The following is a 25,470-nucleotide window of genomic DNA, read 5'->3' on the forward strand; positions in this document are numbered from 1 at the left end:
CTGCAACCAACTTAGGATAGCATTACCTAACTTTGATCTTTGGAGGGCTGGATGCACCGCACCCTGCTCGGCGGGAAGATCCATCGGGCCACCGTCACCCACGCCGACCTGCACTACGTCGGCTCCCTCACGATCGACAAGGTCCTCATGGACGCGGCCGGGCTCGTGGAGGGCGAGCAGGTCCACGTCGTCGACCTCGACAACGGCGCGCGGCTGGTGACCTACGCCATCGAGGGAGCGCCCGGCTCGGGCGTCATGGGCGTCAACGGGGCGGCCGCTCATCTGGTGTCCCCGGGCGATCTCGTCATCGTCATGTCCTTCCGGCAGGTGGCCGAGGAGGAGCTCGGGGCGTACGTCCCGTCCGTGGTGCACGTCGACGGGCGCAACCGGATCGTCGACCTCGGCGCGGACCCGGCCGCCCCGGTCCCCGGCGCGGCCGGGCAGATCAGCGGCCGGTGAGGTAGCCGCCCATCGTGCGGAATACCTCCGTGGCGGGCAGGTCCGCACCCTCGTCCGTGCGGACCCGCTCGATCACCAGCCCCCGGGCCCGGCCGCGGCGGGCCTCGGCGCCGGCCACGATGACCACGCCGTCGCCCTCGCGGATGAAGACCCGGCCCGGGGTCCCCCCGTAGACGCCCCGCGACACCGACGCCTTCAGCACCCTCAGGCGCTCCCCTCGATAGTGGGTGAAGGCGTTCGGGTACGGGTCCGACTGGGCGCGCACCAGCCGCTCGATGTCCTCGGCCGGCCACGTCCAGTCGATCCGGCTGTCCTCCACCGACCGCTTGTGGAAGAAGCTCGCCTTCGACCGGTCCTGCGGGACCGGGGCCGCCCGGCCGGTGTCGATGAGCGTGAGCGCGTCCCGCACGATCGGATCGATCAGCGCGACGGTCCGATGGAACAGGTCGGTGGCCGTGTCGGCGGGACCGACCGGGACGGCGCGCTGGAGCACGATGTCGCCGGCGTCCAGTTCCTCGTCCATCAGGTGCGCGGTGACGCCGACCTCCTCCTCGCCGTTGATCAGGGCCCAGATGAGCGGCGAGAAGCCGGCGTAGGCGGGCAGCAGCGAGTCGTGCACGTTCAGCGTGCCGTGCCGGGGGAGCCGGAAGATCTCCGGCGGGATCCAGGTCCGCCAGTTGTTGGCGACGATGATGTCCGGCTCGGCCTCCTTGAGCGCCGTGACCAGCTCGTCGTCGGGCCTGGCGCGCAGCAGCACCGGCACGCCGTGCGCGGCGGCCAGCTCGGCCACGGAGTCGTCCCAGATCTTTTCGTACGCGTGCTCGCTCCTGGGATGGGTCACGACCAGCACCACCTCGTGACCGGATCCCAGCAGCGCCTGCAACGTGCGGTGTCCCCAGGTCTGGTAGCCGAACATCGCGACCCGCATCTGCGCCTCCGGTGGGAGAACTCTGATTTAGGTGAGCCTAACCTAAGGAATGGCGTTCGAGGAGGGGTGCCCGTCTTCGATGTGGCCGCAGGCCGTTACCTTGACGAGGTGACCATGACAGACGATCTCACCGCCGCCCTGCGCGCGGCAGAGCGCCGCCTGCAGGCGGCGCAGCTCGCGGCAGACGCCGACGCCCTCGACGAACTGCTCGACGACCGGCTCATCTTCACGGGAGGCCCTGACGGCGGTCGCTACACCAAGCAGGACGATCTCGACATCCAGCGATCGGGCCGGCAGCGGCTCTCGCAGGTCAAGGAGGAGGACCTGATCGTCCTGGTCGAGGGGAACACCGGCGTCACCTGGTTCGAGGGCACCCTGGAGGGTGCTTTCGACGGTGCGCCCTTCGCCGCCCGCCTCCGGTACACCCGCACCTGGGTCCATGTCCCGGGGTCGGGATGGCGGGTGATCGCGGCGCACGCCAGTCCGGCCTGACCGGTTTCCGGCATAACCGCCCCGGGGTGAGGCGTTCGCCCCGGGGCGGGTTATTTATGGGGATCTGCTGCTGGGAGCGCTCCCAACCGATCGTCCTAACAGAAGCGAAGATGCCGATGAAAAGGTTGACTCGCCTGCCGACAGCCGCCTAGCGTTCGAGTTGGGAGCGCTCCCGTGATCTTGTCAGCCGGGAGCATGCACCGCCCCATGCTGAACCCCTCCGCCGCCGCCGACGCCGGCCGAGGTGCAAGGTTCCTTCTCGCTTGGCGACGGGTTGTCCCTTTTCCGCATCACGAGGAGTGGGTGTCATGGCTGTACTCGGCATGCTCGAAAACGAGGTCATGCGGTTGTGGTCCGAGATCCTCGGGGTCGAGGTCACGTCGGCGGACGAGGACTTCTTCGAGCTCGGCGGCCAGTCGCTGGCGATGGTCCAGTTCCTGGCGATGGTCGAGAGCGAGTTCCGGATCGAGCTGCCGGTGGAGGTGCTCTTCGTCGAGGGCCTGACCGTCACCCAGGCGGCCCGCGCGATCGAGGCGGGCTCCCGGGCCGGCGCCATGACCGGGGAGGGCTCTTGACCACCGTCGTCATGGTCGCCCACGGCACCCACGGCGACGTCCTGCCGTTCGTGGGCCTGGGGCGCATCCTGCGCGAACGCGGGCACCGGGTGGAGATCCTCACGCACGCCCCCTTCGAGGCGGTGGCCCGGCGCGAGGGCCTGGAGTTCACGGCGATCGACACCGAGTCCGAGTACGAGCGTTATCTGTCGGACACGCCGCTGCTGCTCGGCTCGGGGATGGACCGCTGGCGGCGCTTCTACGAGGCCGCCGGGCTGTTCGGCCAGATGGAGTTCGAGTGCCGGGTGCTCATGGACCGGCACGTACCGGGGGAGACGGTGTTCGTCGGGCGGCACACCACGGCGCTCTCGACGCTCTTCGCCGGCGAGCTGCTGGACGTGCCGACCGCGTGGGTCGCGGTGACGCCGGTGCAGTACATGTCGGAGCGTCCCGCCGTGCACATGTACCGGGAGAGCATGCGCGAACCCCTCGACGCCGTGCGCGCCTCGCTCGGGCTAGCGCCGGTCGACGACTGGGCGGCCTGGTTCACCTCGGCCCGGCTCCACCTGGGGCTGTGGCCGGAGTGGTTCGACCGGGCCGGGATCGCCGCGCCGTCGCGGGCCCGCCTGATCGGGGCGCCGTACGGCGACGACACCTTCGTGGACGAGGTCCCGCCGGAGGCCGAGCGCCTGCTCGACCAGGGTGCGGTGATCGTGACGGGCGGCACCGGCCGGATGATCCACGAGCGGTTCTACGCGGCCGCCGTGGCGGCGTGCCGGGCCGCGGGCGTGCCCGCCCTGGTGGTGGCCAGGCATCGCGACCTGGTGCCCGACCCGCTGCCCGAAGGCGTCGCGTGGGTCCCCCGGCTGCCCTTCCACCAGGTCATGGGCCGGGCGTCGGCGGTGCTGCACCACGGCGGCATCGGCACCGTGGTCAGGGCCGTGGCCGCGGGGGTGCCGCAGGTCCTGCTGGCGCATGGATTCGACCGTTCCGACAACGGCATGCGCCTGGCCAGGATCGGGCTCGGGGCCTGGCTGCCCGAGCGGCGCTGGACGCCCGAGGAGATCGTCCCCCTGCTGCACGCCGCCCTGGCCGACGAGGGCTACCGCGAACGGGTGGTCCCGTACGCGCGGGCCGCCCAGCCGGGGCTGCCGGCGGCCGCCGAGGCCGTCGAAGAACTGCTGAGTGTCTGACCCGTGACCGAAACCGAACCGGAGTTCATCATGCCCCTTGTGGGAGCGCTCCCAACCGTCGTTGAGTTATTCGGGCGCCAGGCGGCGAACACCCCCGACAAGATCGCGCTCGTCGCCGGCGCCGAGCGCCTGACCTACGCCGCGCTGGACGAGGCCGCGAACCGGCTGGCCGCCCGGCTCGCCGCCGCCGGAGCCGGGCCCGGCACCCTCGTGGCGATCTGCGCCGCCAAGTCCGCGGCCTGCGTGACGGCCATGCTCGCCGTCGCCAGGACCGGCGCGGCCCACCTGCCGCTCGACCCCTCGTACCCGACGGCCCGGCTCGAACTCGTCCTCGCGGACTCGGGCGCCCACCTGCTGCTGACCGAGGGCGAACCGGTCACCATCGGCGTGCCGGTGATCCGGCTGGACGAGGACCAGCCGCCCGCCGCCCCCTTCGCCGCCGCCCCGCCGGACCCCGCGTCCCCGGCGTACGTGATCTACACCTCCGGCTCGACCGGCCGGCCCAAAGGGGTCGTCGTGCCGCACCGGGCGCTGACCAACCTGCTGTACGGCATGCGCGACCTGCTCGGCTCGACCGAGGACGACGTCTGGCTCTCGGTCTCCGCCCTCACCTTCGACATCTCCCTGCTGGAGATCTACCTGCCGCTCGTGACCGGAGGACGGCTGGTGCTCGTCGACTCCAGGACCACCATCCTGGGCAAACGGCTCGCCGCGCTCATCGAGGGCGAGGGTGTGACCCACGTGCAGGCCACCCCGTCGGGCTGGCGGGTCCTGGCCTACGCCGGGTTCCGCGACCCCCGGCTGACCGGCCTGATCGGCGGCGAGGCCCTGCCCGCGGCCCTGGCCAGAGACCTGCGCCCGCGGGTCGGACGGCTGGTCAACGTGTACGGCCCGACCGAGGCCACCATCTGGGCCACCTCGTGGGAGGTGCCGCCCGAGCCGGAGACGATCTCCATCGGCGACCCGCTGCCCGGCGTCACCGTCCACGTCGTGGACGACCGGCTGAACGAGGTGAGCCAGGGCGAGCTCGCCATCGGCGGCATCTGCGTCGCCGACGGCTACCTCGGCCGGCCCGCCCTGACCGCCGAGCGGTTCGTCCCCGACCCGTACGGCGAACCCGGCGGCAGGCTCTACCTCACCGGCGACCTGGTGCGGCGCACGGACGCCGGGCTGGAGTTCCTGCGCCGGGCCGACACCCAGGTGAAGGTACGCGGCCACCGGGTCGAGCTCGGCGAGGTGGAAGCCGCCATGGACGACCTGCCCGGCGTGCGGCAGTCCGTGGCCGTGGTGTCCGGCGACGCCCTGGTCGCGTTCGTCGTCGGCGACTGCCCCGACCTGCGCCTCCGGCTGGCCGCGGTCCTGCCCTCGTACATGGTCCCGACCAGGGTGATCCGCCTGGACGCCCTGCCCCTCACCCCCAACGGCAAGACCGATCGGCGCGCTCTAGAGGAGAAGGTGTGAGCGAGGTGTTGGTGGTCGTCAACCACGAAGAGCAGTACTCCATCTGGGCCGCGGACCGGGAGCTTCCTCCCGGCTGGCGGGCCGTCGGCTACGCCGGGACGCGGGAGGAATGCCTGGCCCACATCGAGGCCGTGTGGACCGACATGCGCCCCCTGAGCGTACGCGGCGGAAGGTGACGCGACCATGGAACCCACGGGGAACTCCACCGCCGTCATCGTCGGGGCGGGCCTGGCCGGCCCCCTGCTGACGAGCCTCCTCGCCCGTCGCGGGCACCGGGTCGACCTGGTCGAGGGGCGTCCTGACCCGCGCGCGGCCCGCGAGGACAGCCGCCGGTCCATCAACCTGGGCATGTCGGCGCGGGCCATCGCCGCCCTGCGCGACGTGGGCCTGTGGCAGGAGGCCCGCCGGCTGTCCGTCCCGATGCGCGGGCGCATGGTGCACACCGCGGGCGGGAAGCCTGCGTTCTACCCCTACGGCAAGGACCCGTCGCAGATCCTGCACTCGATCAGGCGGGACGCGCTGGTCCGCCTGCTGGTCGAGCACGCCGAGAAGCAGCCCGGCGTGCGGCTGCGCTTCGGCGAGCGGTGCGCGGGCGTCGACCGGGACCGCGCCGTCGTCACCCTGGCGGACGGCACCGAACTCGCCGCCGACTTCGTGGTCGGCGCCGACGGCGCGTCCTCGCTCGTCAGGAGCGAGATGCAGCGCGGCCTGCCCGCCGCCTTCAGCCGCGAGCACCTCGACTGGGGCTACAAGGAGATCACCATCAGGGCCAGGCCCGACGGCGGGCCCGCGGTGCCGCTGGAGGCGCTGCACATCTGGCCCGGCGAGGACAGTCTCGGCGTGGCCCACCCCAACCTCGACAACAGCCTGACCTGCACCCTCTTCCTGCCGTACGACGAGACACCGGAACGGGTGTCCGACGCCTTCCCCCACCTGGCGGAGCTGGTGCCCGACCTCGACGAGCAGGCCGCCGCCGCGCCGATGGGGCACCTGACCACCCTGCGCACCGCGCCGTGGCGGCACCGGGACACGACGGTCCTCGTCGGGGACGCCGCCCACGCCGTCTACCCCTTCTACGGCCAGGGCATGAACGCCTCCTTCGAGGACTGCCTGGTCCTCGACCGGATGCTGGCCCAGCACCCGCACGACCGGGAAGCCGCCTTCACCGCCTACGAACGCGCCCGCAAGCCGCACACCGACGTGCTCGCCGAGCTTTCGGAGCAGAACTTCCTGGAGCTGCGCGACGGCATGCGCTCACCGCTGCGCCTGGCCAGGAAACGGCTCGACCTGCTGCTGCACAAGGCATTCCCCGGCACCTGGGTGCCGCTCTACACGCTCGTCTCGCACACCACCGTGCCTTACGGCGACGCGCTGCGACGCGCCCGGCGCCAGGACCGGGTGGCCGCCACGCTGGCCGCGACCGCGGCGGGCACGGCGGTCGCCGGCCTGCTCGCCGGGCTCGGGCGGCGCCACGGGAGGAACCCTCGATGATCAAGCATCCGCACGACGACTCCCTCGTCCTGTTCGACCCGGACGACCTGGAACGGGATCCCGCCCCGCACCCCCTGGTCGGCGAGCACCGGGCCGACCTGCGGACCGTCGTCGCCTGGGCCCGCGCCTACCTGTGCCGGCCGCACCCCGACCTGGGCCGGATCGGGCCGGTGTGCCCGTACGCGCAGGCGTCGCTGGACCGCGGGGCCTTCCGGCTGACCGTCCAGGAGGGCGGCGGCCACACCGTCGAGTCCCTGAGCGCCCTGCTGGCCCCCTACCGCGACTGGTTCCTCGACCTCGCCCCGCGCCGCAGCCCCGGCGCTCAGTCGGCCACCGTCCTGGTCCTGCTGCCCGGCATGCGCGACGCGCGTGAGGTGATCGACGCCGCGCAGGCCCGGCTCAAGGACGCCTACGTGGGGCACGGCCTGATGATCGGGGAGTTCCACGACGGGCCACCGGACAAGGCCGGGCTGTGGAACCCCGGCTTCCGCCCGCTGCGCAGCCCGGTGCCGATGCTGGCCATCAGGCACATGGTGCCGACAGACCTGCCCTTCCTCCTCTCCGAGGAGACCCATCTGGCCGCGTACCGCGACCTGTTCGGCGAGCAGGTGCCCGGTCACCTGCGGAACCTGGTGGCCAAGCCATGACCCCCGCGCGCTTCCCGCTGACGCCCGCCCAGGAACGGCTCTGGTTCCTGCACCACGCCGGGCAGGACCCGTCCGGCTACCAGGTCAGAGGCGGGCACCGGTTACGCGGCCCGCTCGACCCCGACCGCCTCGGCCAGGCCCTGAACCGCCTGGTCGCCAGGCACGAGGCGCTCCGCACCAGGCTGGCCGCCACCGAGGACGGCCGCCCGGTCCAGATCGTGGCCGAGCACGCCGTCGTGGACCTGGAACTCGTCGAGGTCCACGACGCCGCCGAGGCGCGCGCGGCCTGCGACGCGTTCGTGGTCAGGCCGTTCACGCTGGACGGGGAACCGCTCGCGCGGGCGCTCCTCGTCCGGCTCGCCCCCGACGACCACGTGCTCGTCCTCTGCCTGCACCACGCGATCTGCGACGGGCGCTCGCTGCGGATCCTCCTCTCCGAGCTGTACGAGACGCTCGCCGGGACGCCCGAACCCGAGGCGCCCCCCGTCCCGTTCTCCGCGTACGTCGCCAAGCTCGGCAGCGGCAGCCAGGACCGGGCACGGGCCTCCCGCGACTACTGGCGCACCCGGCTGTCCGGCGCGCCCTCCCTGCTGGGCCTGCCGACCGACCGGCCCCGCCCCGCCGTGCCGAGCGGACGCGGCGGGCAGCACCGCTGGAAACTCCCCCCGCACCTGCACACCGCCCTGGTCGACGGCGCGCGCAGGACCAGGACCACGGTCTTCGCCATGATGCTGGCGGCCCTGGGCGTCACCCTCGCCAGGTGCGCCGACCAGGACGACGTCGTGGTCGGCAGCCCGATGGACGGGCGGATGGGGCCGGAGTTCGGGCGGACGGTCGGCATGTTCGCCAACACCGTCGCGCTGCGCCTGGACCTCGGCGGCGACCTCACCGCGGCGGACCTCCTCCGGCAGTGCCGACGCACCGTGGCCGAGGCGCTCGCCCACGGCGGCACGCCGTTCGACGAGGTCGTGGAGCTGACCGGAGGCCGCCGCGACCTCAGCCACAACCCGCTCTTCCAGGTCATGCTCGTCATGGACCACCTGGACGACGAGCCCCGGACGGCCGGCGACCTGCTGATCGAACCCTGGGAACTGCCCGCCCCCGAAGCCCGCTTCGACCTCACCCTGTTCGTCACCGTCAACGACGACATCGACCTGTACCTCGACTACGCGGCCGACCTCTTCACCCCGGCCACCGCGGCCGCACTGGCGGACCACCTGACCCGCGCCCTCGAATCCCTCGCCACCCACCCAGACCTCCAGATAGGCCACATCCCCTTCACGACGGAACCCCCTGAGCCCGCTGCTTCGGGAGCTGGACCCGCCACTGGGAGCAGCGCGCCGGGCGCCGGGCCCACCACCCCGACTGGTGCACCGGGTGCGGGGCCCGCCGGCCTGGGTGGTGTGTCGGGTGCTGGGTTCGCTGCCCCGGCCGCCGCGTCTGGGCCCAGGCCGGTCTCCGAGGCTGCTCCGGTCGGTGCGGCCCGGTGGGAGAGTGTGGCTGATCTGATCGTGCGGCGGGCTGGGGAGGCAGCCGAGCGGCCCGCTGTTCTGGCGTCGGGGGAGTGCCTTTCGTACGGGGAACTGATTTTCCGGGCACGGGAGCTGGCGGTCCGGTTGGAGCCGGTCGCCGGGTCCGGTGACCCACGTCCGGTGGTCGGCGTGGCGCTGCCGGCCGGGCCGGACGGGATCGCCGCCGTTCTCGGAGCTCTGCTGGCCGGGGTCGCGTACCTGCCACTCGACCCCGGCCACCCGCCCGCTCGCCTCGTCCACCTGCTGGAACGGGCGGAGGCCGTCGCGGTGATCGCGCCGCCCGACCTGCTCGCCGCCCTGGACGCGTACCAGGGAGCCAGGTTGACACCCCCCGAATCCAGCCGGACGCCCCCCGCCGACCCCGCCCTCGACCCACCGCACCCCGAGCCCGTGCGGCCCGGGGATCCCGCGTATGTGATCTTCACGTCGGGGTCGACCGGGGAGCCCAAGGGCGTCGTGGTGCCGCACGGGGCTGTCAAGGCGTTCAGCCGGTCGTTCGTCGACGCGCACGGGTTCGGGCCCGAGCACCGGGTGCTCATGCTGCCGCCGCTCACCTTCGACGCGTCGGTCGGCGACCTGTTCCCGGTGCTCATGTCCGGCGGCGCCCTGGTCATCCATCCCGAGCCCGCCCGGCTGGACGGCGCGGAGCTCGTACGGTTCTGCGCCGAGCACGGCGTCACCGCCGTCGACGCGCCGGTGGCGCTGTGGCGGCGCTGGGTCGCCGACCTGGGAGAGACCGGCGTCCCCGAGGGCTGGCCGGTCGAGATCATGATGGTCGGCGGCGAGCAGGTGCCGGTGGCGGACGTCCGCGCCTGGCAGCGGCTGACCCGAGGCCGATGCGCCCTGTTCAACCACTACGGCCCCACCGAGGCCACCGTCTGCGCCACCGTGCACCGCGTCGACGGCACCGACGAGGTGGACGACCTGGGCCGGGTGCCGATCGGTAGGCCGCTGCCGCACGTGCGCGCCCGCGTCCTGGACCGGTCGGGACGCCGCGTGCCGACCGGCGGCGTGGGCGAGCTGCACCTGGGCGGGGCCGGTCTGGCGGACGGATACGCGCGTCAGGCCGCGCTGACCGCCGCCGCCTTCGTCCCCGACCCCGACGGCCCTCCGGGCGCGCGGCTGTACCGTACGGGCGACCTGGCCCGGGTGCGGCCGGACGGCGCGATCGAGTTCCTGGGCCGGCGGGACCGCCAGGTCAAGATCCGCGGCCACCGCATCGAACCGGCCGAGGTCGAGCACGCGATCAGGGCACACCCGGACGTCACCGACAGCGCCGTCGTCGTCTCCGGTGACCGGCTCGTCGCCTACGCGGCGACCGCCGCGCCGGGCCTGACGCCAGGCGCGTTACGCGCTTTCCTGCGCGACCGGCTGCCCGGCTACCTGGTCCCGGCGGTGATCACGCCGGTCGCCGCGATCCCGCGTACCACGCACGGGAAGGTCGACCAGGAGGCGCTGCCGCCGCTGCCGGGACCCGTGGGCGAGGCGCCCGCGACCGCCACCGAGTCGGCGCTGGCCGCGGTGTGGCAGCGGGTGCTCGGCGTGCCCGACGTGCGCAGGTCGGACAACTTCTTCGAGGCGGGCGGGCACTCGCTGCTCGCCGGGCGGGTGGTGGCCGAGATCAGGCGCGAACTGGGCGCGGACGTGCCGCTGCGCGCGGTCCTGGAGACCGCCGACCTGGCCGAGCTCGCCGCCGCCGTGGAGCGCGGCGGCGGCGAGCCGGAGCACCTGGACCTGGAGCCGCTCGCCGTCCTGCCGCCCGACCTCGCGGTACGACCGAGGGCCGCGCGCCCGGCCAGGCGCGGCGGGGCGATCCTGCTGACCGGGGCCACCGGCTTCCTCGGCGCCCACCTCGTCGCCGAGCTCCTGGCCAGGACCGACGCCGAGATCGTCTGCCTGGTCCGGGCCTCCGGCGAGGAGCAGGCGCGGGAGCGGGTGCTGGACAACCTGCGGTCGTACGGGCTCGACGCGCCGCCGGGCCGGCTGCGCGGGCTGCCCGGCGACCTGGGCGCGTCCCGGTTCGGCCTGGACCGGGAGCGGTTCGCCCGGCTGGCCCGCGACGTGCGGACGATCTGCCACAACGGCGGGCAGGTGAACTTCTACGAGAGCGTCCACCGCATGCTGCCGGTCAACGTCGGCGGCACCGTCGAAGCCCTGCGCCTGGCCTGGCTCGGCGGCGCCCGCCTGCACGTCGTCTCCACCCTCGGCGTCTTCCTGGGCCTGGCCCACCGCGACCGGGTGGTGACCGAGGCGACCGCCCCGGACGACCCGTCGGGCCTGAAGACGGGCTACGACCAGAGCAAATGGGTGGCCGACCGGCTGGCCCGCCGGGCCAGGGACGAGGGGCTGCCGGTGGTGGTGCACCGGCCGGCGCGGGTCAGCGGACACAGCCGGACCGGCCTGGGCAACCCGGGCGACTACTTCGGCCGGCTGCTGGCCACCTGCGTCCGTCTGGGCCTGGTGCCCGACCTGCCGGTCGCGGAGGACCTGGCGCCCGTGGACCACGTCGCGGCGGGCATGGCCCACCTGATCGCCGACCCCGCGACGGCCGGGGACTTCCACTACTTCAACGCCGCGACGATCTCCTACCGGGAGATCGCCGAGGCGCTCGGCCTGGACTGCGTCCCGTGGGACGACTGGCGGGTGCGGGCGGCCGGGCTGGGCGCGGACAACCCCATGGCGCCGTTCGCGCCGGTGCTCGACTCGCCCGACCCGCAGTTCCGGCGGACCGCCTTCGACTGCGGACGCACCGAGCGGGCCCTGGCCCGCGCCGGGCTCGTGTGCCCGCCCGCCGACGCCGCGCTCATCAGGCGCTACGCCGGCCGCCTGGCCGAGGTGGTGCACGCATGAGCGGCGCGCGAGCGGACATCGTCAGGTTCGCGTTCATCTGGACCGCGTCGCTGCTGTCGTCCGTCGGATCCAGCCTCACCGCCTTCGTGCTGGGCGTCTGGGTGTATCAGAGCACCGGGTCGCCGACGCAGTTCGCGCTCGTCGTGCTCAGCGGCATGCTCCCGGGCATCCTCATCGGGCCGTTCGCCGGGGTGGTGGTCGACCGGTTCGACCGGCGTACGGTGATGATCGTCACGGACTCGCTCGCGGCCGTGGCGACGGCCGCCGTGGCCGTCCTGATCTGGGCGGACGCGCTGGCCGTGTGGCACGTCGCGCTGGCAGGCGCCGTCGGCGGCGCCTGCGGCGTCTTCCACCTCACCGCCTACCAGGCCATGACCCCGCTGCTGATCCCCGAACGGCACCTGGGCCGCGCCAACGGGCTCATGCACCTGGCCACCGGCGTCCAGATCGCCGCGCCCGTACTCGGCGCCACGCTGCTGGCCGCCGTCGGCATGGTCGGGGTGGTGGCGATCGACCTGTCCACCTTCGGCGTGGCGATGATGGCGCTGCTGCTGATCCGGCTGCCCGCGGCGGTGCTGCGGCCCAACGCCGCCGCCGAGCGGCCCGCCGTCCTGGAGGATCTCGGGGCGGGGTGGCGGCACCTGCGCTCCCGGGCCGGGCTGACGGCGCTGGTGGCGGCGCTGACCGGGTTCAACTTCACCTTCGCCGTCGCCGGGGTGCTGGTCCAGCCGCTGATCCTGTCCTTCGCCGGGCCCGGGGTGCTGGGCGTGCTCATGTTCGCCGGAGGCGCGGGCATGCTCGCCGGCGGGCTCGTCATGGGCGCCTGGGGCGGGCCGCGCAAGAAGGTCGCCGGGATGACGGCGTTCATGGCGCTCGGCGGGGTGTTCCTGGTGCTGCACTCCTTGACCCCCTCGCCCCTGCTGGTCGGGTTCGCCGCTGCCGCGTTCCTGTTCACGCTGCCCGTGGTGAACGGTTGCGCGCACGCTGTTCTGCAGAGCCGCGTCGAGCCGGCCCTGCTGGGGCGGACCATGGGCACCGCGCACGCGCTCGGCTCGGCCGCCATCCCGGTCGGCTACCTGCTGGCCGCGCCCCTGGCGGAGCATCTGCTGAACCCGGCGCTGATGCCCGGCGGCGCGCTGGCCGGCAGCGCGGGCCTGATCGTCGGCGTCGGCGAGGGCCGGGGCATCGCCCTCGTCCTGCTCCTCGACGGGCTGCTCCTGCTGGGCGTGGCCGCCTTCCTGGCCGCGCTGCCCGCCCTACGCCGGCTCGACGAGCAGCCCGCCCTGGTCGCCGTCACCTGAGCCAGCATCATCGGAAGAGAGGAACCCCATGCCGGTCCACCTGCCACCCGACGAGCTGGCCGCCTTCCGCCGGGGCGAGGCCCCGGCGCCGATGCTGGACCTGATCGGCCTCATGGCCTGCCACGCCATCCTGGCCGCGCGCACGCTCGGTGTGTTCGACGCGCTCGCCGCCCGGCCGCTGACGGCGGACGAGCTCGCCGCCTCGACCGGCGCCGACGCGGCCGGGCTGGAACAGCTGCTCGGCGTGCTGCGCGCCACCGGGTACGTGGAGCGGCAGGACGGCCGGTACGCCAACACGCCCCCGACCTCGGCCTGGCTCTGCACGGACTCGCCCGTCGACTACGGGCGGATCCTCGGGCTGTGGCAGGCCATCGTGACGGAACGGTGGACCGGGCTCGCCGACGCGGTGCGCTCCGGGACGCCGGGCGGAGGCTTCTACACCTGGCTCGCCGGCCGCCCGGACCTCTCCGCCGCCTTCCACGACCTGCAGCGCGGGCTCGCCGAGTGGCTGTCGGAGGAGGTCGTCGCGACGGTGACGCTGCCGGAGGGCAGCGGGAGCCTGCTCGACCTGGGCGGCGGCCACGGGGTGTACTCCGGGGCGTTCTGCCGGGCGCATCCGGGATTGCAGGGCACGGTCGTCGACGGCGCCGTCACCGAGCGCACCGACGGGCCGCTGACCTGGCGGGCCGGCGACCTGCTCACCGCCGACCTGCCGGGCGGGCAGGACGTGACCATGCTCTTCAACGTGCTGCACGGGTTCGGCGCCGCCGACGCCGCCGCGCTCGTCGCCAGGGCGGCGGGCACGCTGCGGGCGGGCGGGCTGCTGGTCGTCATGGAGAGCCTGCCCGAGCCTCCTGGCAACGCCGCCGACGTGGCGTTCGGCGCGGGATTCTCGCTCAACCTGTGGCACACCCAAGGCGGCGCCCTGCACCCGCCGGAGACGATCAGGGAATGGCTGAAGGAGGCAGGCTGCGCCCCCGGCCCCTGGAAGGAACTCGCCCGCTCCCCATCCCACGCCGTCCTCACGGCGACCGCGCCGTAGCACCCGGGGGTTGCCGGAGGGGTTCGACGGGAGGAGCCTCGGGGCGGGTGGTCGAGCGTGAGGAGGACGCCGCAGCCACGCTGGCGCCGGAGCGCGCCGCCGAGCTCAGGGCCGAGATGCTCGACGTGGTCAAGCGCTTCGACGAGACCGGCGACGACACGCTGGTGCTCCGGATGGACTACCTGGAGGCGGTCAGCCGCGAGCCGGCCACGGCGTGACCGTGACCGGCGCGGACGACGGGGTGGTGCCCGGGCAGGAGGGCGGGGACCGTGCCCGCCTGCCCGGGGGCTTCTACCGGTAGGTGATGTCGGACGAGGAGTACAGGCAGTTCACGCCGTCGGCGCCTTCGCCGATCTTGGTGGGTTCGCTGCCCTTGGGCACGCCCCGGTACTTCTCGCAGATGGTGGCGCTGCCGTAGACGGTGATCCGGCTGAACCGGGCGGTGTCGCCCCAGTTGGTGTTGATGCCGGCCAGCACCTTGGTGGAGCGGGCGGTGATGCCGTCCATCACCACGTGCCGCTGGTAGGAGCTGGAGCAGTTGCCGCAGGCCCGGTAGAGCTTGCCGGCGCTGTGCACCTGGAAGTTGCGGATGGTCAGGGTGCCGGCGCCGTTGTGCTGGAACACCTTGTCGGAGGCGGACTTGGCGCCGCCGCCGTCGACCAGGTAGGCGGCCGAGGAGCTGGAGCTGCGGAAGGTGGCGGCGTCCTCGCCGACGTCGTTCCACCACACGTTCTTGATGGTGCAGGAGCCCTCGCAGTGGATGCCGTCACCGGCCGGGGCGTCGATGAACAGGTTCTGGATGGTGCCGCCGTTGGCCACCACGAACATCGGGTCCTGGCTCTCGCTCTGGCCGCCGTCGCCGATGCCGTAGTAGCGCTTCATGCCGCCGTCGAAGAACGAGCCGACGTTGCGGGTCGAGGTCTGGTGGACGCTGCCGGTGTCGGACGGCCAGGAGCCGCTGCCGTCACCGCCGCCGTTGGTGGGGGTCGGGGTCGGCGTCGGCGTCGGAGTGGGGTCCGGGTTGCCGCCCCCGCTCGCGGGCCGCAGCGTCCACTGCTTGGTGGCCACCGAGTCGCAGGAGTTCTGCTGCAGCAGGGCGCCGGAGGAGGTGGCGTTGTCCTTGACGTTGAGACACTTGGAGCTGTTGGCGTTGACCACCCGGTAGTTGCTGCCCGAGGCGGTGAACTGCCAGCTCTGGGAGGAGGCGGAGGCGCACGTCTCCTGCTGGACCGCCTTGCCCGCGCTGGTCGAGGCGTCCTTGACGCCTAGACACTTGCCGCTGTGGGCGGCTTTGAGCTGGCTTCCGTTCAGGGTGAAGACCTGTCCGGCGGCGCCGGTGCAGGAGGTCTGGACGAGCTGGACGCCGTCGCCGGTGCTCGCGCCGGGCACCGCGGCGCACAGCCCGCTGGCCGCGTTGACCAGCGTGTAGTCGCCGTTGGACGGGGCTGCCGAGGCGGTGCCGGTCATGACGGCCACCAGCCCGCCGCTCGTCACCAGAGCGGCGGCCAGTGAGAGCGCCAATCTTCTTCTTTCGCGCACGGTGAACTCCAGTTCCGTAGGGGGAGCACGTCGAGCGGGTGGCGGGTAAGCGCTTTCCCGTCAGTGCTTCGCAGTGAAGCACGGGGGCGCGAGGCCGGGGAAGGCCCAGAGGGACGAGCCGCCAGGTCCGCCCGCCGTCCTGCCTGGTCAGCCGCCTCGGGGGAGGGGTACGAGAAGCGTGCGGACGATGAAACTTTCATCGATGCTTGTGCAAGCGGTTGCCGCGAGAACACTCCACTTTCGTCGTGCTGACCCCGGCTGTCTCTGCAATCGGTTGCCACGGTAATTCACGATTTTCTGCCCGACGTGAAGGATATTTTCGGACAAGAATGATCCCTGAAAATATTTTAAATAGACGGCGTCCAAACTATGGACGCGCACCCTGACAGGGGATGACAATCCGATCGACACACAAGATCGGGGCGCCGTCAGGTAATCGTTTACCGGGGCGACAACTGCTGCTCACCGATGGGCGAGGAACCTATGCGCGCAGTGTATGGCCTGATCACGACGGCGTTCGTCACCGCGATCCTGGCAGTCCCGCCGCCCGCGGACGCGGGGGCCGGCCGCGTACCGGCCGTGGACCGCGGCGCGGCGGTCGAGCCGGAGCCCGCCGCGCTGGCGCGCGCCCGGCGCACCGGGGAGCGGGTGGAGGTCGAGTCGCTGCGCAGTGAGACCGCCCGGGTCTTCGCCCAGCCCGGCGGGACCTTCCTCCTGGAGCAGCACGTCCGCCCCGTGCGCGTGCGCGACGGGGACGGCTGGGTGCCCGTCGACACCACGCTCCGCACGCGTCCCGACGGGACGGTCGGGCCGGTCGCCACGGCGGTCGACATGACGTTCTCCGGCGGCGGCACCGCCCCTCTCGCCCGCCTGGCCCGGGGCGGCAAGTCGATGGAACTCGGCTGGCACGGCGCCCTGCCCAAGCCGGTGCTGAACGGTGACACCGCCACCTACGCCGAGGTCATGCCGGGCGTGGACCTCCAGGTCACCGCCGACGTGGACGGCTTCTCCCACATCCTGGTGGTCAAGTCGCGAGCCGCCGCGGCGGGACTGACCGAGCTCGCCTACCCGTTGTCGGCCGAGAGCCTCTCGCTGAAGACGGACGAGGCCGGCAACCTGGAGGCCGTCGACCGCAACGGCGGCACGATCTTCATCGCGCCCACCCCCAAGATGTGGGACTCGGAGGGCGTCACCAGCCCGCGGGCGCTCAAGGAAGGACGCTCACCGGACGCTCGCGAGGCCACCATGGGCGTCGAGCTGGCCGACGGGAAACTGCTCCTCAAACCGGACAAGAAACTGCTGACCAGCCCCGAGACGACGTTCCCCGTCTACCTGGACCCCTACTTCTCGGCCGCGCGCGGCTCGTGGGCGGCGGTCTGGAAGAACCACGCCGGCAGCAACTACCTCAACGCCAGCGACATCGCGCGGGTGGGGAAGATCAGCAGTTCCCAGACGAACCGCTCGTTCTTCCAGTTCACCGTCGGCCCGACAGTCCACGGCAAGCAGATCATCAAGGCGACCCTGCGCACCTACGAGACGTGGTCGTACTCCTGCCAGCCCCGCGATGTCGAAGCCTGGGGGACCGGCGCGATCAGCAAGAGCACCACCTGGAGCAAACAGCCGTACTGGTCCACGAAGCTAGCCACGGTGAACGTGGCCAAGGGCTGGGGCACGGCGTGCAAGCCCGGCGGGGTCGAGTTCAACGCCACGCCGTGGGTCGTCCGGGCCGCGTCCGAAGGCTGGACCTACGCCACCATCGGCCTGCGGGCCACCAGCGAGTCCGACGTGTACGCCTGGAAGAAGTTCAGGAACAACCCGGTCCTGGTCATCGAGTACAACTCGCTGCCCGCGACCCCCGGGGTCGCCGACATGTGGTCGGATCCTGGCGGCGCCTGCGTCTCCGGTGAGGCGCGGCCCGTCAGCAGCACCGCCACGCCGAGACTCTGGGCCAAGCTGAGGGACGCCGACAACTCCGTCCGGGGCCGGTTCGAGTGGTACGCGGCCGACGGGGTCACCAAACTGGGCGAGTACGTCACGCCCATGGGCTCGACGGGCAACGCGTACTCCGCGCTCGTGCCGCAGGGCGCCTACACCGACGGTTCGGTGGTCCGCTGGCGCGTGCTCGCGGAGGACGGCACCGTGGGCAGCGCGTGGAGTCCCTGGTGCGAGATCAGGGTGGACTCCTCGGCGCCGGCCAGGGAGCCCGTGGTGACCTCGGCCGATTACGCGGAGAACTCCTGGCGCGACGGTGTGGGCCTGGCGGGCGCGTTCACCTTCGCGCCCAACGGCGTCGCCGACGTCAGCGGCTACCTCTACGGGCTCGACACCACGCCCGGCTCGGAGGTCGCCGCCGGGCAGGACGGCACCGCCACGATCCGGCTCACCCCGCGCCACGACGGCCCCAACGTCCTGTCGGTGCGCAGCAAGGACCAGGCCGGCCAGCTCGGCCCGATCCGCGCCTACATCTTCAACGTCAACCCCGGCGCCGCTCCGGCGGCCCACTGGAAACTGGACGAAGGCCAGGGCACCCTCGCCGCCGACGCCGCCGGCTCCCATCCTGTGACGCTGCACGGGGCCACGTGGACCTCCGGCAGGAACGGCGCCGCCCTGCGCCTCGCGAGCACGTACGCGCAGACCCAGGGCCCGGTCGTGGACACCAGCCGCAACTTCGCCGTCGCCGCCTGGGTCCGCCTGACAGGCGCCGGCGCCACGGCCACCGCGCTCACCCAGGAAGGCACGGGCACGGGGGCGTTCGCCCTGCAGTACTCGAAGCCCGACGACCGCTGGGCGCTGGCCGTCGCCGGCTCGGACTCCGCCGGCGCCCCGGCCGTGCGCGCGCTCTCGGCGGCGCAGCCCAGGCTCGGCGAGTGGACCCACCTGACCGGCGTGTACGACGCCGCGGCCGGGCGGATCTCCCTCTACGTCAACGGCAGGCTGGAATCGACCGTCGCGGCGCGGTCGTGGGCCGCCACGGGCCGTCTCACCATCGGCCGCGGGGCAGGCGCCACGGAGTTCTGGCCGGGCGACGTCGACGAGGTCCGCGTCTACGGCCGGGCCGTCTTCGCCGGAGAGGTCGCCGACCTGGTCCACAGCGCCACCACACTCGTCGGCCACTGGAAGATGGACGAGACCGAGGGCCTGTCCGCGGCCGATTCCTCCGGCCGGTCGACGCCGGCCACCGTGACCGGCGGCTCGTCGTGGACCGGCGGCTGGCTCGGCGGCGGGCTCGCCCTCGACGGAGTCACCGGCCACGCCCAGACGGCCGGCCCCGCCGTGAACACCCGGACGGGGTTCACCGTCGCGGGCTGGACGCAGCTGGACTACCTCCCCGCCGGGGACGCCGCGCTGGTCGCCCAGCCGGGCGACCGGGCCGCCGGTTTCCAGCTCGGCTACGACGGGGCGCGGAGCCGGTGGATGCTCGGCATGGCGGGCGCGGACACCGACACCGCCGCCCTCGTGCGCGCCCGCTCCGACGCCGTGCCGGTGCCGATGGTGTGGACGCACGTCGCCGGCGTCTACGACCCGCTCGCCGGACAGCTCCGCGTCTACGTCGACGGCCGCCTGTCGGCCACCCACACCGACCATCTCAGCCAATGGAACGCCTCAAGGCCGCTGCAACTGGGCCGTACCAAGACCGCAGGAGTCTTCACCGGTCACTGGCCGGGGACGATCGACGACATCCGCCTCTACGACGGAGTGCTGAGCGTCGAGCAGATCGCCCAACTGGCCGCGCAGTAGAACACCCATCCAGAACCCCCACTGGAGAGACGCTCATGGATGTTCCAGGTGAGTTAGAGTTACCCGAATCCCGATGGAACGGCCTCCAGCAGGCCCCTCGGCAGCCCGACATCCCCGACAGCTCATGGAACCGCTTCGAGGGAGAGAACAAGCCCGAAGCCCGCTGGCCCCGCAAGCTGGCCCCCGCCCTCACGATCTTGCTCGTGGTGCAGCTGGTGCAGGCCACGCCCGCCCGGGCGGCCTCCCGCCAGGACCCGGCCGTGCAGCGGGAAGCGCCGGTCAAGGGCACTGACGTCCCCGTCAGACCGCCCATGGCCGACCCCGCCGCCGAGCGGGCGTGGCAGAAGCCCCCGGACGTCCGCTGGCCCCGCGCGCGCAGCGCCGTGCTGGGCGGTTCCGCCGCCGTCCAGGCGGAGGACTTCCCCGTCAGGCTGGCGCCGGGAACCGCGAAGACCACCGCCGCCCAGGCCCCGGTGAGCGTCGAACTGCTGGACACCGACCTGCCCGGCCTGGCCCTGCGGCTCAAGCCCGGAGCCGGGGTCAAGACGGCGGCCACGACCCGCCTGGAGATCGACTACTCAGGCTTCCGGCACGCGTACGGCGGCGACTACGGCTCGCGCCTGCGCGTGGTGAAGCTGGAGGAGTGCGCGCTCGACGCGGCCGCCACCGGCTGCGCCCCGTCGCTGCCGGTGAAGAGCGAGAACGACGCGGCCAAGGGCACGGTCACCGCCGAGGTCGGGACCGACGGCCTGTACGCGCTCACCGCGGCCCCGTCCGGACCGTCCGGCGACCACGCGGCCACCTCCCTGTCACCCACAGCCAAGTGGAGTGTGGGCACCCAGTCCGGCGACTTCGGCTGGGGGTACGCGCTGCGCACCCCGCCCGCTCTGGGCGGCGACGAGCCGGACCTGGCGCTGGCCTACTCCTCGCAGAGCGTGGACGGGCGCACCGCCTCCACCAACAACCAGGCGTCCTGGGCCGGTGAGGGTTTCGAGCTGAACCCCGGCGGCTTCATCGAACGCCGCTACAAGGCGTGCATGCTCGACGGCAAGAAGACCGGCGACCTGTGCTGGGACCAGGACAACGCCACCATGTCCCTCGACGGCACCGCCATGGAGCTCGTCAAGGACGCCGTCAGCGGGCAGTGGCGGCCCAAGCGCGACGACGGGACCAGGATCGAAGCGCTCGTCGGCGCTGTGAACGGAGACAACAACGGCGAGTACTGGCGGATGACCAGCCCCGACGGCACCCAGTACACCTTCGGCCTGAACCGCCTCCCCGGCTGGGCCGACACCACCGGCAACCCGGTGACGAACTCGGTGCAGACTGTGCCGGTGTTCGGCAACAACAGCGGCGAGCCGTGCCACTCGGGCACCCCGGCCAACGCCTGGTGCCACCAGGCCTACCGGTGGAACCTCGACTACGTGGCCGACGCCCACGGCAACGCCACCACGTACTGGTACCAGCACGAGACGAACTACTACGGCCGCAGCATGAAGCCGGAGCTCGGCACCCGGTACGTGCGCGCCGCCCCGCTCACCCGCATCGACTACGGATACCTGAAGAACGAGCTGTTCACCAGGGCTCCCGCCGCCCGCGTGCTGTTCGAGGACGCCGAGCGCTGCATCCCCTCCGGCGCCGTCACGTGCGCCCCCGGCGAGCTGAAGAAGGACACCGCGAAGCACTGGCCGGACGTGCCGTTCGACCAGATCTGCGACGTCGGCGTGAAGTGCACCGACCGGCTGGCTCCGACGTTCTTCTCACGCAAGCGGCTGGCGAAGGTCACCACCCAGATCCGCAACGCCTCCGGCCAGTACCAGCCAGTGGACTCGTGGACGCTGACGCACACCTTCCCCGCCTCCGGGGACGGCATGAGCCCGGCGCTGTGGCTGGCCTCGATCCAGCAGTCCGGCCACGTGGGCGGCTCGCTCACGCTGCCTCCGATCACCTTCACGGGCAAGCAGCTGCCCAACCGGGTGGACGCGCTCGAAGGGCGTCCCCCGCTGATCAAGTGGCGGGTGCAGGCGATCGGCAACGAGTCCGGCGGCGAGCTGCGCATCAACTACTCGCCCGCCGACTGCGCCCCCGGTGACACGCCGGTCGCGGACCGGAACGCCAGACGCTGCTTCCCGCAGCGCTGGGCGCCCCCGGACGAGACCGAGGTCACCGACTGGTTCCACAAGTACCTGGTCACCCAGACGGTCGAGGTCGACCGGGTCGCGGGCTCGCCCGACGTGGTCACCGGCTACGAGTACCTGGACGGCGCCGGCTGGCGCTACGCCGAGAACATCCTGGTCAAGCCCGCGCACCGGACGTGGTCCGACTGGCGGGGGTACGGCCGCGTACGCGTGAGGGAGGGCGACGGGCAGGACACGGAGCGGACGCTCAAGGAGTACCGGTACTTCCGCGGCCTGCACGGAGACAAGCGGTCCGACGGCTCCCGGCGCAGCGAGCAGGTCGAGGACTCCGAAGGCGGCAAGCTGGACGACCTGGACCAGCTGGCCGGCTTCGAGCGCGAGGAGATCCTCTTCGACGGCGACGGCGGGTCGATCCTGACCGCGACCCTGGAGGAGCCGTGGTCGGTCAAGACCGCCGAGTCCACCCAGGGCGGCGTAACCAAGGCCGCGCACATGGTCCAGCCCGCCTCCATGGTCACCCGTACCGCGACCCAGGGAGGTCAGTGGCGGCGCACCGGCGAGGCCCGCTCGTACGACGCCACGGGCCTGCTCCTGCGGGTGCACGAGAAGGGTGACCTGGCCGACGCCGGCGACGACGAGTGCGTCCGGTACAGCTACGCCAGGAACGACACCTCCTGGATGCTCGACTACACGAGCCGGGTCGAGACGGTCTCGGCCGGCTGCGACACTCCGGTCGCCTCTCTGGCCGCCGGCGAGGTGCTCTCGGACGAGCGCATCCAGTACGACGGGAAGGCGAACGGCCAGCCGCCCACCAAGGGCGACGTGACCTCCGTCCAGGAGCTCGTCTCCGCCGACGGCCGGACGATCACCGGCAGCGCGCACACCTATGACGTCTACGGCCGGGAGACCAGCGAGACCGACCCGGTCGGCACCCGGTCCGTCACCGCCTACAGCCCCGCCTCGGGCGCCCCCGTGACGGAGACCACCGAGACCAACGCGCTCGGCCACACCGAGCGCACCCTGCTCGAACCGGCCTGGGGCGAGCCGGTCGCCGAGATCGACGCCAACAACCGCCGCGTCGACCTGGAGTACGACCCGCTGGGCCGGCTGACCAAGGTCTGGCAGTCCGACCGCAGCAAGGCGGCCGGGCAGTCGCCGAGCACCGAGTACACCTACCTGACCCGCAAGGACGGCCCCAGCGTCGTGACCAGCAAGACGCTGCGCGACGACGGCGGCTACACCACCAGCCACGAGCTGTACGACGGCCTGCTGCGCGAGCGGCAGACCCAGGAGCCCGCCCCCCGTGACGACCAGGCGAGCGACCCCGCGCTGCGTGACGGCCGGACGATCACCGACACCCTCTACAACTCGCAGGGCGAGGAGCACAAGGCCAACACCGGCTACTTCGCCGTCGGTTCGCCGTCCACGAACCTGATCGCGGTGGCCGACGCCGACGTGCCCAATCAGGTCGTGTCACTGTACGACGGCGCAGGCGAGCTCGACACCCAGATCCTCAAGGCGAAGGGCGTGGAGAAGTTCCGGGTGAGCGCCCAGGTGGAAGGCGACCGGGTCCACCTGACGCCGCCGCCGGGAGGCACCGCGACCACCCGGATCGGGGACGCCGAGGACCGGCTCATCGAGCTGCGCGAGTACAAGGGCGCGACCCCGACGGGCGCGTACGAGTCCACCAAGTACACCTACGACTCCGCCGGCCGGCTGTCCACGGTGACCGACGCGGCCGGCAACGTGTGGCGTCACCACTACGACCTGCGCGGCAGGGAGATCAGGACGGAGGACCCGGACAAGGGCGTCACGACCACCACGTACAACGACGCCGACGAGGTGGTGACCACCACCGACGCCCGCGGCAGGACCCTGTGGCACGGCTACGACGCGCTGGGCCGCAAGACGCAGCTGCGCGAGGGCTCGGCGACCGGCACGCTGTTGGCCGAGTGGAAGTACGACGCGCTGGCCAAGGGCGAGCTGAACGCCGCCATCCGCTACGTGGGCGGGCAGGCGTACAAGGCCGAGATCAACGCGATCGACGCGGACTACCGCACGTTACGCCAGACCGTCACCATCCCCGCGCGGGAGGGCAAGCTGGCCGGCTCGTACGTGCTCAACACCCGCTACACGCTCGACGACGAGGTCAAGTCCGTCAGCTTCCCCGCCGCCGGCGGGCTGGCGGAAGAGTCGGTCGTCTACACCTACGACGAGCTCGCCCAGCCGACCAGGGTCGCCGGCCTGTCGCCGTACGTGAGCGCGGCCCGCTACTCGAAGATGGGCGAGACCCTGCAGTACGAGCTGGGCGAGGGAGCCGGGAAGACCTGGCTGACCTACACCCACGACGAGGGCACCCGCAGGACGACCGGCATCCGGCTGGACCGGGCCGGCGCCCCCGCCACCGACCTCGACCTCCGCTACAGCTACGACCCGGCCGGCAACATCACCAAGATCGAGGAACGGGCCGGCGGGCAGGACACCCAGTGCTTCAGGCACGACCACCTGCGCCGCCTGACCTCGGCGTGGACGGCCACGGACGGCTGCGCCGCCGGCGGCCCGCAGGCCGCCACGATCGGCGGCGTGGCCCCGTACGCGTTCAGCTACGCCTACGACGTCACCGGAAACCGGATCAAGGAGACCAGGCACGGCTGGGGCGGCGCGCCCGACACCGTGCTCACCTCCGCCTACCCGGCGGCGGGCAGCCCCCGGCCGCACGCGCTGCAGTCCGTCGGGCAGGACCTGTTCGCCTACGACGCGGCCGGCAACACCACCAGGCGCAAGGTCGGGAACTCCGACCAGACCCTGGTCTGGGACGTCGAGGGCAACCTGGAGTCGGTGACCGAGGCGGGCAAGGTCACCTCGTTCGTGTACGACGCGGACGGTGACCGCCTGCTGCGCAAGACCCCGACCGACGCCACCCTCTACATCGACGACATGGAACTGCGCTTCGACTACGCCAAGGACGCCGTAGAGCAGACCCGCTACTACACCGTCGGCGGCCAGCCCATCGCGGTGCGCACGCCGGACAACCAGGTGTACTTCCTGGCCGGCGACCACCAGGGCACCGCCCAGGCGGCCGTGAAAGCGAGCACCGGCGAACTCGCGGTCAGGAGGATGACGCCGTTCGGCGAGGACCGCGGATCACCGCCCTCCTGGTGGCCGGGGCAGCGCGGCTTCGTCGGCGGCACCCAGGACAAGACCATCGGCCTCGTCCACCTCGGCGCGCGCGAGTACGACGCCAGGAACGGGCGCTTCCTCTCCGTGGACCCGATCATCGACCCGGAGGAGCCGCAGCAGCTCAACGCCTACGCCTACGCCAACAACAGCCCCGTCACCCTCAGCGACCCCGACGGCCAGTGGGTCTGGTTCGCTGTCGCGGCACGGGTCGCGATGATACTCGCCGCCAGAGCCGCAGCCAGGCGGCTGGCGGCCTGGCTGGCCAGGAGGCGCGCCGCCCTGGAGGCTGCCAGGCGCGAGGCGGCCAGGCGCAGGGCGATCGCGGAGGCGGCCAAGCGCAAGGCCGCTGCGGACAAGAGGAAGAAGGCCGCGGAGGCGGCCGAGAAGCGCAGGCAGGCAGCCGCTGCCAAGAGGGCGGAGGCGGCCAAGAGGAGGGCGGCCGAGAAGCGGAAGCGGGCGGCGCAGGCGGCGCAGCGGCGCAGGGTGGCGGCGGCGGCGAAACGCCGGAAGGAGATCATGGCCCAGCGCAGGCAACTCGCGGCCAAGGTGCGGAACAGCAGGCGCGCGAGCAGGTCTCCGGCCAGATCCCAGCAGCGGCACCGGCCCGGCACCCGTCCGACCAGTCACCGGGCGGCCCAACGGCAGTCGCCGCCCAGGGCGCGGCGGGAGCCGGTGAGGCCACGGCAGTCGCCCCCCGCGACCCAGCCGTACAGACAGGGCTTCGTCCAGCGTGCCGCGATCCGATACCCCAGGGTGAAATCCGGAGTGGATACCGGGCTCAAATATCAGCAGACGTACGCCGATGGCCCGAGCCGCCTCGTCGGGGCTGTGCCGAAGTACGGGGACATGCTCGCCGATCCGGGACGGGCCGGGGCGTTCGTCATAGGTTTCATCAGGGGCTTCATCAAGGCAGCGAAGGACTGAG

16 protein-coding genes are annotated in these 25,470 nt (G+C 72.5%); 14 read left to right on the forward strand and 2 right to left on the reverse strand.

The features are described 5' to 3' along the window. The first annotated feature begins 51 nt into the window (after positions 1–51). Entirely contained in the window at positions 52–459 is a 408-nt protein-coding gene (panD, locus tag ACGFI7_RS13825; RefSeq protein ID WP_393403538.1) for an aspartate 1-decarboxylase, read from the forward strand. On the opposite strand, the gene ACGFI7_RS13830 is transcribed toward panD, so the two are convergent. Beyond that, entirely contained in the window at positions 446–1,387 is a 942-nt protein-coding gene (locus ACGFI7_RS13830; RefSeq protein WP_393403540.1) for a methionyl-tRNA formyltransferase, read from the reverse strand. The genes panD and ACGFI7_RS13830 overlap by 14 nt on opposite strands. A gap of 114 nt (positions 1,388–1,501) precedes the next feature. Here ACGFI7_RS13830 and ACGFI7_RS13835 point away from each other — a divergent pair, with 114 nt between their 5' ends. The 11 genes from ACGFI7_RS13835 (at position 1,502) to ACGFI7_RS13885 (ending at position 14,168) form a co-directional block, all read left to right on the forward strand. Beyond that, positions 1,502–1,879 carry a nuclear transport factor 2 family protein gene (locus tag ACGFI7_RS13835; protein WP_393403542.1) on the forward strand — a complete coding sequence of 126 codons (378 nt, stop codon included), beginning with the start codon at positions 1,502–1,504 and terminating at the stop codon, positions 1,877–1,879. A 308-nt stretch (positions 1,880–2,187) separates the two neighbouring features. Further along, a complete protein-coding gene (locus ACGFI7_RS13840) occupies positions 2,188–2,454 on the forward strand; it encodes a phosphopantetheine-binding protein (RefSeq protein ID WP_393403545.1) in 267 nt (88 codons plus the stop codon). Beyond that, a complete protein-coding gene (locus ACGFI7_RS13845; protein ID WP_393403547.1) occupies positions 2,451–3,626 on the forward strand; it encodes a glycosyltransferase in 1,176 nt (391 codons plus the stop codon). The genes ACGFI7_RS13840 and ACGFI7_RS13845 overlap by 4 nt, the downstream gene beginning before the upstream one ends. Before the next feature lie 39 nt (positions 3,627–3,665). Continuing rightward, on the forward strand, positions 3,666–5,087 hold the full coding sequence (locus ACGFI7_RS13850; RefSeq protein WP_393403549.1) for an amino acid adenylation domain-containing protein: 1,422 nt from the start codon (positions 3,666–3,668) through the stop codon (positions 5,085–5,087). After that, entirely contained in the window at positions 5,084–5,263 is a 180-nt protein-coding gene (locus ACGFI7_RS13855; protein ID WP_393403552.1) for an MbtH family protein, read from the forward strand. The genes ACGFI7_RS13850 and ACGFI7_RS13855 overlap by 4 nt, the downstream gene beginning before the upstream one ends. A 7-nt stretch (positions 5,264–5,270) precedes the next feature. Further along, positions 5,271–6,578, forward strand: a complete 1,308-nt coding sequence (locus ACGFI7_RS13860; protein WP_393403555.1) for an FAD-dependent oxidoreductase — start codon at positions 5,271–5,273, stop codon at positions 6,576–6,578. Continuing rightward, complete coding sequence (locus ACGFI7_RS13865; protein ID WP_393403558.1) at positions 6,575–7,225, forward strand: DUF6875 domain-containing protein; 651 nt, start codon at positions 6,575–6,577, stop codon at positions 7,223–7,225. Before ACGFI7_RS13860 ends, ACGFI7_RS13865 begins: the two co-directional genes overlap by 4 nt. Continuing rightward, the gene (locus ACGFI7_RS13870; RefSeq protein WP_393403561.1) at positions 7,222–11,607 is read left to right on the forward strand and encodes an amino acid adenylation domain-containing protein; all 4,386 of its coding nucleotides are present in this window, start codon (positions 7,222–7,224) and stop codon (positions 11,605–11,607) included. Before ACGFI7_RS13865 ends, ACGFI7_RS13870 begins: the two co-directional genes overlap by 4 nt. Then, positions 11,604–12,908: an MFS transporter gene (locus ACGFI7_RS13875; protein WP_393403563.1), complete on the forward strand. Its 1,305-nt coding sequence runs from the start codon at positions 11,604–11,606 to the stop codon at positions 12,906–12,908. Before ACGFI7_RS13870 ends, ACGFI7_RS13875 begins: the two co-directional genes overlap by 4 nt. A 28-nt stretch (positions 12,909–12,936) precedes the next feature. After that, positions 12,937–13,950 carry a methyltransferase gene (locus tag ACGFI7_RS13880; protein ID WP_393403565.1) on the forward strand — a complete coding sequence of 338 codons (1,014 nt, stop codon included), beginning with the start codon at positions 12,937–12,939 and terminating at the stop codon, positions 13,948–13,950. Between the two features lie 47 nt (positions 13,951–13,997). Then, positions 13,998–14,168, forward strand: a complete 171-nt coding sequence (locus ACGFI7_RS13885; RefSeq protein WP_393403566.1) for a hypothetical protein — start codon at positions 13,998–14,000, stop codon at positions 14,166–14,168. A gap of 73 nt (positions 14,169–14,241) precedes the next feature. Here the strand turns inward: ACGFI7_RS13885 and ACGFI7_RS13890 are convergent, their stop codons facing one another. Further along, complete coding sequence (locus tag ACGFI7_RS13890; RefSeq protein WP_393403568.1) at positions 14,242–15,471, reverse strand: pectate lyase; 1,230 nt, start codon at positions 15,469–15,471, stop codon at positions 14,242–14,244. 501 nt (positions 15,472–15,972) lie between these two features. Between ACGFI7_RS13890 and ACGFI7_RS13895 the strand changes: the two genes are divergently transcribed. Both ACGFI7_RS13895 and ACGFI7_RS13900 read left to right on the forward strand, forming a co-directional pair. After that, positions 15,973–19,227, forward strand: a complete 3,255-nt coding sequence (locus tag ACGFI7_RS13895) for a LamG-like jellyroll fold domain-containing protein (protein ID WP_393403571.1) — start codon at positions 15,973–15,975, stop codon at positions 19,225–19,227. A 35-nt stretch (positions 19,228–19,262) separates the two neighbouring features. Next, the gene (locus ACGFI7_RS13900) at positions 19,263–25,469 is read left to right on the forward strand and encodes an RHS repeat domain-containing protein (protein ID WP_393403573.1); all 6,207 of its coding nucleotides are present in this window, start codon (positions 19,263–19,265) and stop codon (positions 25,467–25,469) included. The last annotated feature ends 1 nt before the right edge of the window (position 25,470 follow it).

It is taken from the genome of Nonomuraea sp. NPDC048826, from assembly GCF_043198225.1.
Lineage (GTDB): Bacteria > Actinomycetota > Actinomycetes > Streptosporangiales > Streptosporangiaceae > Nonomuraea.